This window comes from Haemophilus paracuniculus, assembly GCF_002015115.1.
Classification (GTDB): Bacteria; Pseudomonadota; Gammaproteobacteria; order Enterobacterales; family Pasteurellaceae; genus Haemophilus_E; species Haemophilus_E paracuniculus.
In genome coordinates, this window is sequence record NZ_MUYA01000010.1 from 31,587 (window position 1) to 42,399 (window position 10,813).

A 10,813-nucleotide genomic window follows, 5' to 3' on the forward strand; every position below is an offset into this window, starting at 1 on the left:
ACTCTGTAATCAACCCAATGTTTAACCTCACTGTCAAACATTTTCGAGACGAAGCCCTTTACCGTTTCTATCAATACGGTGAAATCAGTCGAATGATTCCGACAAATCTCACCAATGTTCTCGCTCGAAAACTCGATATGATTAACGCAGCGGAAAACCTGAATGACTTACGTTCACCGCCAGCTAATCGGCTCGAATTACTCGAACCCAAAGAGAACAAATACTATTCAATCCGAGTGAATAAGCAGTATCGGTTAATCTTCAAGTTTGAAGAGAATCAACTGTCAGATTTATACCTTGACCCACACAATTACGATTTATAGAGGTAACAATGAACATCACCCAACGTAAACCCACCCCTATTGGTGAAATCTTACAAGCGGAATTTCTTGAACCGCTTAACCTGAAAATTGGTGAATTAGCCGAAATTCTTGATGTACATCGCAATACGGCAAGTGCCATTATTAACAACAACACACGCCTTACCCCCGAAATGGCGCTTAAATTGGCGAAGGCGTTTGATACCACACCTGAATTTTGGCTCAATCTGCAAACGGCGGTGGATATGTGGGAACTCAGCCACAATTCACGCTTTCAGCAAAGCCTTGCAAAAGTGAAGATTGCCCACCAAGTTGCTTTCCCTACTTTTGCATAAATTCCCTCTACGCTCAATATAATAACAAGCGGTCAGATAATGAAAATTTTTCAGAATCTCACCGCTTGTTTTTACATTACCACTACATCAAACTGATCTTGATGATAGTCGGGTTCGATTTTGATTTCGACTTTTTTGCCGATGAAGACTTCCAGCTCTGCGAGGGAAGCGTGGCGTTCTTCGTTGATCAGGTATTCGGCAACGTTTTTGGCGGCGTAAACACGGATTTTTTCGGTGCTATATAGATGATGCACTCGCACGATTTCGCGTAAAATTTCGTAGCAAACCGTTTCCAAGGTTTTGATTGTGCCACGTCCTTTGCAGGCTTCGCAGTCGCAGCAAAGCACTCTTTCAAGGCTTTCACGGGTGCGTTTGCGGGTCATTTCAACCAAGCCGAGTTGGGTAAAGCCGTTTACGTTGGTTTTGACCCGATCCCCTTTCAAGGCTTCTTGCAGGGATTGCAACACCCGCTGGCGGTGTTCTTCCTCTTGCATATCAATAAAATCAATAATGATAATGCCGCCTAAATTCCGCAGTTGTAGCTGGTGGGCGATAGCTTGGGTTGCCTCAATGTTGGTGTTGAAAATCGTGTGGGCGAGGTTGCGATGCCCGACAAAAGCCCCCGTGTTAATATCAATGGTGGTCATCGCTTCGGTTTGTTCGATAATCAAATAACCGCCCGATTTCAAATTCACGCGTTTATCAAGGGCTTTTTGAATGCCCTCTTCCACGCCGTAAGCGTCAAACAGCGGTTGCGTGCCGCTGTATAAATAGACGTTATCGGTCAATTCGGGCATAAATTCGTTGAGAAATTCCCGCACCTGTTCAAAGGTCATTTTGGAATCGATCCGCACCGCATTGATGTGCGTGCCGACAAAATCTCGCAACACCCGTTGAGCGAGGGCAAGCTCGCCATAAAGCATTGATTTGGAAGGGTATTTTGCCTTGCGTTCCATAATTTTTCGCCAAAGACGTTTGAGGAAAACCGTGTCTTGATAGAGGCTTTCTTCGCTCACTTCTTCGGCGGCGGTTCGCACGATAAAACCGCCCAATTCATCGCAATAAGGCTCAACGAGAGCTTTGAGGCGGTTGCGTTCTTGCTCGCTTTCGATCCGTTGCGACACCCCAACGTGGCTATTTTCGGGCATAAACACGAGGTAGCGAGAGGGTAGAGTAATGTCGGTGGTGAGCCTCGCCCCTTTGGTGCCGAGGGGATCTTTCACCACTTGCACCACAATATCTTGCCCCTCTCGCACTAATTCGCTGATGTCTTTGACGACAAACTGCTTTTTCTCGTTTTCATCGACACATTCGGTGTGGGAAACAATGTCGGAAGCGTGCAAAAAGGCGGCTTTTTCCAGCCCAATATCGACAAAGGTGGATTGCATACCGGGTAGCACACGGGTAATTTTGCCCTTGTAAATGTTGCCGACAATCCCTCGCTTCGCTTCTCGTTCGATGTGAAGTTCTTTCAAAATGCCATTTTCGACCAACGCCACCCGTGTTTCGCTCGGGGTAACATTAACCAACAATTCCGTGCAGTTACACATTTTTTGTCCTTTTACCAAAGGGTAGAAAATAGATAAACACAAGCGGTCTGATAAGCGAAAATTTATAAAAATCACGCTGATCAGACCGCTTGTGGTTGCCTCAAATTAGTTGGCAGGGGTGATCGGCTTGTCTAATTGAATGTCGCTTACTAACCCTTTTTTATCAAAGTAGATAAAAAGAGTGTGTTGAACAGGATTTTCGTAGCCGATTCGTTTGATGAAAACGTAATCCCAGCGGTTTTGTTCAAACATATCTTTGAGAACAGGCGTGCCGAGTAAGTATTGCACTTGCTCACGGGTCATTCCCACTTTCACTTGATCGATTTGATCTTGTTCGAGGTAGTTGCCTTGTGGCACATCAATGCGGTAAACCACTTTTTTCACGGTGGAACAGCCCGTTACGCTAAGGGCGAGTAGGGCGATTGCCAGTAATGATTTCTTTTTCATAAATTAACCTTTTGTTAATAAAAATTAGGCGAATCATACCGAAATTCGCCCCAAAATACCATTATTTATTACGTTCGAGTTGATCACGCAAATTCGCAGGCAATCCTTTGATTGTCAAAGTGTCATTTAGTTCGTCCCAAATGATACGTTGGCTTAATAATTCTGCGTCAAAGCTGATCGTTACCCCTTTGCCCGAGCCTGAATATTTGGTTAAAGTTTTCAGGGCGTTGCGAACAGGGGGAATGTTTTCTTCCAAACCATATTCTTGCGATTGGGTAAAATCCGCAAAATTTTGCTCGTTTAAGGTCGGCAAGTTTTCCGAAAGTTCGCTCAACGCAATTTCTTCGCCACTGTTGATTTGCCCTTTGCAATAATCAAACACCTGTTTTTTCACCGCTTGGGTTTGGCTGGCGTTTAGCTCGCCTTGCTCGCAATAATCGCTCACCGCTTGCAACAAGGTTTGGTTTTGCAGTTGTGGATTAAAACCCTCTTCGGCACTTAAAAAATCCATAAAGAAATCGGCAATTTTCCGCCCCACACGCCCCTTAATGAACGTGAGATAGCGGTTAGATTGCGCGTTAATTTTCAATTCCGTGAGGTTGATTCGGCAGGCAATATCGTATTGTGCAATATCGAGATATTCCGTGCGTTGAATTTCTAATTTTTCGTCCACCAACATTGAGGCACGGCTGTCGATCAAGGCGATAAAGAGGTAATCCGTTGCCAAAAAGTTGTAACGACAGAGGATAAAAGTGCCGCCCGATGCGAACGGATATTTCGCCAATTCTGTCGCCAACATCTTGGCACAACTATGGCTGAACGGCAGGAAATCCGTCTCTTGTTCCAACAGGCGGTTAAGCTGCTGGGCGAACACAGATTCTTCCTTAAACACCCCATAGGCTTTGGCTTTGCTTTGGTAAGCCTGATGAAGTTGCAACATCATCTGCTCAACTTCGTGGTTTACCGTGAGTAGATTTTCGCGTAGCACCGTGTTGAGTTCAGGCGTTTCGCTGTTGGTTTGGTGTAGTTGGTGTAAAACAATTTCAGTAACGTTGATGCTCATAGTTTTAATTAAAGTAATAAAGATAAATGGTTGGGTAGGGCGAAATTTTTCAGAATCCTACCCCTTGCATTGGGACGCGAACATCGCGTCCCTACCGTAGGGACACCACGCTGGCGTCCTTTTTTGTATTTATTTCGATTTGAGATCTTCTAGGGTTTCAGGTTTGGTGCCGAGTAGGTAATCCAGCACCATTCCCGTGCGGGCGAAAAATTCTCTCAACCGCACTTTGATGTAGCCCTGCGGATATTCCGCCACATAGCAAACGGCGTTGATGTTGTGGTATTTGGCGATAAATAAGGCACGTTCGCAATGGAATTTTTGGCTGACAATGGTAAAGGGTTGCACTTGATAAACTTTATCCGCTCGCACAATCGAATCAAGGGTGCGGTAGCCCGCAAAATCTTGCTTGATAAGGCGATTTTCAATCCCCATTCGGCGAAGATCATTGGTCATCGTTTTCGGTTCGTTGTAGTAAGGGGTGCGGTTGTCGCCGCTCACGAGCAGATATTCCACCTTATCCGCTTTCATCAAGCGGTGGGCGGCTTCTAGGCGATATTTGTAATAGAGATTCGGCGAGCCTTGCGTATAGAATTTCGCCGTGCCTAGCACCACGGCATATTTGTTGGTGGGAAGTTTTTCAATATCGGTGTAAATTTTATCTCGTACTAAATAACTGGTAATTTGGTCGATCAACAGCATCGTGATAAATAGCCCACAAACCGCAAAAAATCCCCATTTCATCAACCATAGGCTGATCTTTTTACATTTGGTAAAACGAGAGGAAGATAAAGATTGTGGCGTTTGATCGGTCATTAAGTGAGAATGATTTTTACGAGCTAAAAACGTGTCAAGCATAGCGAAGTTAGCAAAAATTGCAAGCGTTAAATTTTTAGCCGTCTAGCCGTCTAAATTTTGCTTGACAAAGCGGATCACATTCGTAAACTTGTGGCTATATGATAACAAGCGGTTAGATTTCGCAAAATTTCGCAAGCACAAGGATCTCAATGGCTCAACTGGCAACCCTCTTTACCGATTTCCCCCTTGAATTAGCCTTGGGTGGATCGCTCTCGCCGATTGACGTTGCTTACCAAACCTACGGCACGTTAAACGCCGATAAAAGCAACGCGATTTTGCTCTGCCACGCTTTAACGGGCGATGCCGAACCCTATCTGGCGGGTGGCGAAAAAGGGTGGTGGCAGGATTTTATTGGGTCGGGATTGGCGTTTGATACGGATCGCTTTTTCTTTATCTGTTCCAACGTGTTGGGCGGCTGTAAAGGCACGACAGGCCCTGCCTCGATCAATCCGCAAACCCAACAGCCCTACGGCAGCCAATTTCCAACCATTACGGTGCAAGACATTGTGCAGGTGCAAAAAGCCCTGTTAGATCATCTGGGGATTAGCCATTTGTATGCGGTGGTGGGCGGTTCTTTTGGCGGAATGCAAGCCACCCAATGGGGGATTAGCTACCCCGATCAAGTTGAGCGGATCATCAATCTCTGTTCTTCCTTAACGTTGAGTGCCGAAGCGATTGGCTTTAACCACGTGATGCGGCAGGCGATTATCAACGATCCTCATTTTTATGGTGGCGACTATTATGATCGTCAACCGCCGTCCAACGGCTTAAAAATCGCCCGAATGTTGGGAATGCTCACTTATCGCACCGATGTGCAGCTGGCTCGTGCTTTTGGGCGGGAAACCAAACAACAAACGGACGTGTGGGGCGATTATTTTCAAGTGGAATCCTACCTCAGCTATCAAGGGCTAAAATTTTTGGATCGCTTTGATGCCAACAGCTATTTGCGTTTATTGCGAGCCTTGGATCTTTACGATCCCGCCCTCGGCTACCCCAACGAACAAACGGCATTGGCACGGATTAAAGCCAAATACACCCTCGTTGGGGTAACTAGCGATCAACTATTCAAACAAATTGACCTACACAAAAGCCGCCAACGCCTTGAAAACGCAGGGGTAGCGGTGGATTATCACGAATTTTATTCCAACTTCGGCCACGATTCCTTTTTGGTGGATTATGATTTTTTTGAGCCGATGATTAAAAAGGCGTTGGTGGAATAGCAAGGGGGAAAATTTTAAGATCTACCCTCTTACTTTAGAAAAATAAAAAGCCTGAAAAATTCAGGCTTTTTATTTGAGTTGGATATGAGTTGAAAATTGATTAGAACTCTAACAACTCTTTTTCTTTATCCGCTAAGACTTCATCCACTTTTTTGATGAAAGCATCGGTGATTTTTTGGATTTCATCTTGTGCTTTGCGTTCTTCGTCTTCGCTGATTTCTTTATCTTTTAACAAGGCTTTGATTTTGTCGTTAGCATCACGGCGGACGTTACGAATTGCCACTTTGCCTTGCTCGCCTTCGCCTTTTACGATTTTGATTAAATCACGACGGCGTTCTTCCGTTAATGGTGGAAGTGGTACACGAATAGTCGTGCCAGCCGATGACGGATTTAAACCTAAATCAGAGGTTAAAATCGCTTTTTCCACCGCACCGATGAGCGAACGGTCGAACACTGAAACCGCAAGGGTGCGTGCGTCTTCCGCCACCACGTTCGCCACTTGACGAAGTGGGGTTGGCGAGCCGTAGTATTCCACTTGAATACCGTCTAACAAACTCGGTTGTGCACGCCCTGTGCGGATTTTTGAGATGTGTCCCTTGAACGCTTCAAGGCTTTTTTCCATACGCTCTTGCGTATCTTTTTTAATTTCGTTGATCATTGTCGTTCCTTTCAAGATAAAAACAGAAAAATCGGGCGGAATTGTACCGAAATCCCCCGATTTTTCCTAGCCTAAAAATTAAGAAATTGTTGTGCCTTCGTCCGTACCAAGCACTACGTTACGCAACGCCCCAGCTTTGCCCATATTGAACACACGGATCGGCATATTGTGATCGCGTGCCAACGTAAACGCCGCCAAATCCATCACTTGCAACTCTTTCTCGATCACTTCCGCATAAGAAAGGCTGTTGTAGCGTTTCGCATCTGGATTTTTGGCTGGATCGCAATCATACACGCCGTCCACTTTGGTCGCTTTTAACACCACGTCCGCCTCAATTTCAATCCCACGCAAGCACGCTGCCGAATCGGTGGTAAAGAACGGACTACCCGTACCCGCCGAGAAGATCACCACACGTTTTTCACGCAACATACGGATCGCTTCCGACCAGTTGTAAGTGTCGCAAATGCCGTTTAATTGGAACGCCGACATCAATTTTGCGTTCACATCGGCACGGAATAAGGCATCACGCACCGCCAAGCCGTTCATTACGGTGGCGAGCATTCCCATATGGTCGCCGACCACACGGTTCATTCCTGCTTTGGCGAGTTTCGCCCCACGGAATAAGTTACCGCCACCGATCACCACGCCCACTTCCACGCCCATTTCGACTAATTCTTTAATTTCCTGAGCCATACGATCCAAAATGGTTGGATCGATCCCAAAACCTTCCTCGCCTTGCAAGGCTTCACCGCTTAATTTTAATAAAATTCGTTTGTAAATTGGCTGACTCATAGATTTCCCCTGTTTGGATAAAAACAAAATTGCGTTATTATAGAGGAAACTTCCCCTTTCTATAAATAATTTCTTACTATTTGGCGAAAAGACCAACAAAATGAAAAAATCTCTCACCTTTATTTTTGCGTTTGTGCTTGCGTTGATCGCAAGTCATTTGATGTTACTCGGCACAGGTTTTGGCAAGCCGAACTATTTCGACACCTTACTTTTTGCGGTAATGATTATCGTCCTCTCTCAATTTAGATTGACCTTTTGGGGCATTTTATTGCCGATTTCGATCATTCACGCCTTTTACGCCCCAGTCGGCTTAACTTTCGGGCAACCGACCTACGCCTACATCGCCTCAATTTTTGCTACGGATTTATTAGAAAGTAGAGAATTTCTAACCCAATTACCCTTGAAAAATTATGTGGCAGCGATTGCTATCTTGCTAGCGGTCGGATTTTGTCGAAAATTTGGCAAGGGCATTGCCCCGAAATCCTCATTATTGCCATTGTTTGTATTGGCTTGTGGCGTTTTTTATTTTGCCTTTTCCGCCACAGGGGAATTGCCCCGCACCCTATACAGTGAGGGAATGAAAGTTAAAAAAGAGTTAGCGGTACTCAACAATTTAACCATCGAATCCAAATGGGGCAAATCCACCCTTTCGGCACAAGCTCGCTATGATGATTATGTGCTAGTGATCGGCGAAAGTGCCAGAAAAGATTACCACCACGCCTATGGCTACCCGATTGAAAACACCCCTTTTATGAGTTCGGCAAACGGCGTTTTGATTGACGGTTTGAAAGCAGGTGGCACAAATACTATTGCCTCGCTTAAACTAATGCTCACTAAACCCAACACCGAAAAATGGGAGGGCAATTATGAAATGGCATTGGTGGATTTAATCAAATCCGCAGGGATCAAAACCATTTGGCTTTCCAACCAAGGCTATTTGGGCGAGTTTGACACCCCAATTTCCTCGCTGGCAAACAAAAGCGATGAAAAAATCTTTACCAAAGCGGGGGATTCCCTCAACCAAAACATCAGCGATTTCGCCCTGTTGCCGAAATTCGCCCAAGTGCTAAAACAGCCCACCAACGGCAAACGCTTTATTGTGGTGCATCTTTACGGCTCGCACCCGATTACCTGTGATCGGGTATCAGATTATCCAAAAATCTTTGACGAAAGCCAGATCGACAAAAAATATTACAATTTGAATTGTTACATTTCCTCGATCAAAAAAACCGATGAAATGTTGGCGAAACTCTATGCCGAACTTCGTCAAAACAAGCGGTCATTTTCGATGATTTATGTGGGGGATCACGGCTTATCCCACCAAATCAGCGAAGATAATATCGTGCTGCAAAATAGCGGCAAAAGTAAGCTGCATTACGATATTCCCCTGTTTAAAACATCCAGCGATGATACGGAACGCAAAAACTATAAGGTGTTCAAATCAGGGCTAAATTTCACGGACGGCATCGCCAACTGGATCGGCATTCAAAACCCACACCTAAACCCAACCGCCGATCTATTCAGCAACCAATCCGATCCCGATGATTACGGATTAAATCGCTTCATCGACAAAATCGACACCCCACTTGACCCTGCGGTGGTGGTTCCAAACAAGCGGTAAGATCCCCAAAAATTTTGAGAAATCTGACCGCTTGTTGTTGAAAAATTACATTATTTTATGAGAGAGGAAAGCAAATGGCGTTACAAAAGTTGATGGATTTATTGCGTTTGGAAAAAGTGGCGGATAGCTGTTTTATTGGGCAGAACCAAGATTTGGGGTTGTCGCATATTTTCGGGGGGCAGTTGCTGGGGCAGGCGTTGTCGGCGGCGGGGCAGTCCGTTGAAGCGGGGCGGTTGGCTCACTCAATGCACGGCTATTTTTTGCAAGCGGGGGATTTGGCTCAACCTGTGGAATATCGCACGCAACTGTTGCGAGAGGGGCGTAGTTTTAGTCTTGTCAATGTAGATGCGATGCAGGGCGAGCAGGTGATTTTTCGGGCGATGATCTCTTTTCAAGGGGCAGAGCAGGGCTTTGAATATCAGGCGGAAATGCCACAAGTTGATCCACCCGAGCAGTTGATTTCGGAAGATCTGTTACTACAAAAATTAGCGGAAAAGCTACCCCTTGAACTGCAACAGAAGTTTAGCCAGCCTCGCCCCTTTGATGTGCGGGTGAAATATGCGAATAATCCGTTTTTCGGGCAGAAATTGCCAGCGGAACAAGTGGTGTGGGCGAAAGCGAATGGCGAGGTGGCTGATCCGCAAATGCAACAATGTCTGTTTGCTTATTTTTCTGATTTTCATAGCTTGCCGACCGCCTTGCACCCCCACGCACGGGGCTTTTTACAGCCGAAAATGCGGATTGCTTCCCTCGATCATAGCATTTGGTTTCATCGTCCGATTGATTTTAATCAGTGGCTACTTTGTGCAGTGGAAAACCGTTCGGCAAGCAATGCACGGGGCTTTGTGCGAGGGGAAGCCTTTGATTCCACAGGAAATTTGGTGGCGAGTTACGCCCAAGAGGGCTTGATTCGGGAAGAACGTTAATCGGCAAAAAGCGAAAGGGCGAATCGACATTCGCCCTTTTTGTTTATGCAACGCTAAATAAAAATGGATTTAACCCACTTCTCGCCAAGCCTTTTTGTTCCATTTCCGCATCGAGGAACAGGGTGGCGAGGTCGTCTGCGATTGGCTCAACGTGGGGATCTTTATCTTGATAAAGCACTTTGAGGTAGCTTTCGCAATCGCCGCAGCTTTCCGCTTTGACGGCGGCTTCCACGCTATCGAGCGACCAATAATCCAACTTGCCCGACTGTTCGCAGTTGGAACATTTGGCTCGCACCATATTCCACTCACTTTCGCACAAGGCACAATGCAAATAGCGTAGCCCTTGGGTTTCGCCGAAATGCACTACGCTCACAATCGGGGCAGCATCGCACACAGGGCAGGTGTGGCGTTCGCCGATTTCCGTTTGGGTCTGGCGAGGTAGCTGCTGGGCGAGTTGCGTCCAGTAGAGCGAGAGAGCCGCCCAAATAAAGACCGCTTTATCCGTCGGCACGAGTTCAAAACGCTCGTGCAGCAGATCATCGGCGTAGGCGTTGAGTTCGCTGGCGGAACATTTTTCAAGGGTTTCCAAGCTAATTAGCACTTGATCGTTGGCGTAAGGTTTAAATTTCTCGATCAACGCAAACAGCAATTTTCGCCACTCATCAGACCGCTTGAAGTTTTTCGCATTGAGCGGTTTGTGTCCACCCGACTGAGCCACGCAAGCGGTGATTTCCGCCGAATAATCCGCAATCGGGGTTTGTAATAGATCCAGTTGCACCTCAACCAAATTGGCACAAAATTCGAGATAATCGCCAAAGGGATTCTCTTTCGCCAACTCACGCAGGCGTTTAGCACGGCGGTGGTAGAGGTTTTTCGGGTTGGCAAACAGCAAAGGCGGATGTTCAAAGGAACTGGCTTTCTGTTTGATTTCGTTTTCGGGAAGGATTTTTATGCTCATTTTTTGTTCTTTTTTGATTAGTGAATTTTTGCGGAAATTTTACCGCTTGTTTGCCCCCTTGTATATTA

Annotated in this window: 12 protein-coding genes; 5 read left to right on the plus strand and 7 right to left on the minus strand. The window is 46.0% G+C overall.

Annotation, left to right across the window (positions count from 1 at the left end):
• Positions 1-17 precede the first annotated feature (17 nt).
• Both B0187_RS08055 and B0187_RS08060 read left to right on the plus strand, forming a co-directional pair.
• Positions 18-323: a type II toxin-antitoxin system RelE/ParE family toxin gene (locus B0187_RS08055; protein ID WP_078237355.1), complete on the plus strand. Its 306-nt coding sequence runs from the start codon at positions 18-20 to the stop codon at positions 321-323.
• 14 nt (positions 324-337) lie between these two features.
• Positions 338-655, plus strand: coding sequence for a HigA family addiction module antitoxin (locus B0187_RS08060; protein WP_211272718.1), 318 nt, complete (start codon positions 338-340; stop codon positions 653-655).
• A 71-nt stretch (positions 656-726) separates the two neighbouring features.
• Here B0187_RS08060 and rng read toward each other — a convergent pair whose 3' ends face one another.
• The 4 genes from rng to B0187_RS08080 form a co-directional block, all read right to left on the minus strand.
• The gene (gene rng / locus B0187_RS08065; RefSeq protein WP_078237357.1) at positions 727-2,205 is read right to left on the minus strand and encodes a ribonuclease G; all 1,479 of its coding nucleotides are present in this window, start codon (positions 2,203-2,205) and stop codon (positions 727-729) included.
• A 105-nt stretch (positions 2,206-2,310) separates the two neighbouring features.
• Positions 2,311-2,652: an outer membrane protein assembly factor BamE gene (gene bamE / locus B0187_RS08070; RefSeq protein ID WP_078237358.1), complete on the minus strand. Its 342-nt coding sequence runs from the start codon at positions 2,650-2,652 to the stop codon at positions 2,311-2,313.
• Between the two features lie 61 nt (positions 2,653-2,713).
• The gene (yejK, locus tag B0187_RS08075) at positions 2,714-3,715 is read right to left on the minus strand and encodes a nucleoid-associated protein YejK (RefSeq protein WP_078237359.1); all 1,002 of its coding nucleotides are present in this window, start codon (positions 3,713-3,715) and stop codon (positions 2,714-2,716) included.
• Positions 3,716-3,844: 129 nt separating this feature from the next.
• Positions 3,845-4,570: a SanA/YdcF family protein gene (locus B0187_RS08080; protein WP_425432443.1), complete on the minus strand. Its 726-nt coding sequence runs from the start codon at positions 4,568-4,570 to the stop codon at positions 3,845-3,847.
• A 143-nt stretch (positions 4,571-4,713) separates the two neighbouring features.
• On the opposite strand from B0187_RS08080, the gene metX reads away from it, so the two are divergent.
• Positions 4,714-5,790, plus strand: coding sequence for a homoserine O-acetyltransferase MetX (gene metX, locus B0187_RS08085; RefSeq protein ID WP_281247605.1), 1,077 nt, complete (start codon positions 4,714-4,716; stop codon positions 5,788-5,790).
• Between the two features lie 100 nt (positions 5,791-5,890).
• On the opposite strand, the gene frr is transcribed toward metX, so the two are convergent.
• Together frr and pyrH are read right to left on the minus strand one after the other, a co-directional pair.
• Positions 5,891-6,448, minus strand: a complete 558-nt coding sequence (frr, locus tag B0187_RS08090) for a ribosome recycling factor (RefSeq protein ID WP_078237361.1) — start codon at positions 6,446-6,448, stop codon at positions 5,891-5,893.
• Positions 6,449-6,526: 78 nt separating this feature from the next.
• On the minus strand, positions 6,527-7,240 hold the full coding sequence (pyrH, locus tag B0187_RS08095; RefSeq protein ID WP_078237362.1) for a UMP kinase: 714 nt from the start codon (positions 7,238-7,240) through the stop codon (positions 6,527-6,529).
• Positions 7,241-7,340: 100 nt separating this feature from the next.
• Between pyrH and B0187_RS08100 the strand changes: the two genes are divergently transcribed.
• Both B0187_RS08100 and B0187_RS08105 read left to right on the plus strand, forming a co-directional pair.
• Positions 7,341-8,861 carry a phosphoethanolamine transferase gene (locus tag B0187_RS08100; protein WP_078237363.1) on the plus strand — a complete coding sequence of 507 codons (1,521 nt, stop codon included), beginning with the start codon at positions 7,341-7,343 and terminating at the stop codon, positions 8,859-8,861.
• Positions 8,862-8,935: 74 nt separating this feature from the next.
• The gene (locus tag B0187_RS08105) at positions 8,936-9,787 is read left to right on the plus strand and encodes an acyl-CoA thioesterase (RefSeq protein WP_078237364.1); all 852 of its coding nucleotides are present in this window, start codon (positions 8,936-8,938) and stop codon (positions 9,785-9,787) included.
• A gap of 43 nt (positions 9,788-9,830) precedes the next feature.
• On the opposite strand, the gene fdhE is transcribed toward B0187_RS08105, so the two are convergent.
• The gene (gene fdhE / locus B0187_RS08110; RefSeq protein ID WP_078237365.1) at positions 9,831-10,745 is read right to left on the minus strand and encodes a formate dehydrogenase accessory protein FdhE; all 915 of its coding nucleotides are present in this window, start codon (positions 10,743-10,745) and stop codon (positions 9,831-9,833) included.
• Positions 10,746-10,813: the final 68 nt, after the last annotated feature.

Bases quoted from the DNA above. Each gene is read 5' to 3' on its own strand.
- B0187_RS08055 (WP_078237355.1), top strand. From the start codon at position 18: ATGTTTAACCTCACTGTCAAACATTTTCGAGACGAAGCCCTTTACCGT.
- rng (WP_078237357.1), bottom strand. From the start codon at position 2,205: ATGTGTAACTGCACGGAATTGTTGGTTAATGTTACCCCGAGCGAAACA.
- bamE (WP_078237358.1), bottom strand. From the start codon at position 2,652: ATGAAAAAGAAATCATTACTGGCAATCGCCCTACTCGCCCTTAGCGTA.
- yejK (WP_078237359.1), bottom strand. From the start codon at position 3,715: ATGAGCATCAACGTTACTGAAATTGTTTTACACCAACTACACCAAACC.
- B0187_RS08080 (WP_425432443.1), bottom strand. From the start codon at position 4,570: ATGCTTGACACGTTTTTAGCTCGTAAAAATCATTCTCACTTAATGACC.
- frr (WP_078237361.1), bottom strand. From the start codon at position 6,448: ATGATCAACGAAATTAAAAAAGATACGCAAGAGCGTATGGAAAAAAGC.
- pyrH (WP_078237362.1), bottom strand. From the start codon at position 7,240: ATGAGTCAGCCAATTTACAAACGAATTTTATTAAAATTAAGCGGTGAA.
- B0187_RS08100 (WP_078237363.1), top strand. From the start codon at position 7,341: ATGAAAAAATCTCTCACCTTTATTTTTGCGTTTGTGCTTGCGTTGATC.
- B0187_RS08105 (WP_078237364.1), top strand. From the start codon at position 8,936: ATGGCGTTACAAAAGTTGATGGATTTATTGCGTTTGGAAAAAGTGGCG.
- fdhE (WP_078237365.1), bottom strand. From the start codon at position 10,745: ATGAGCATAAAAATCCTTCCCGAAAACGAAATCAAACAGAAAGCCAGT.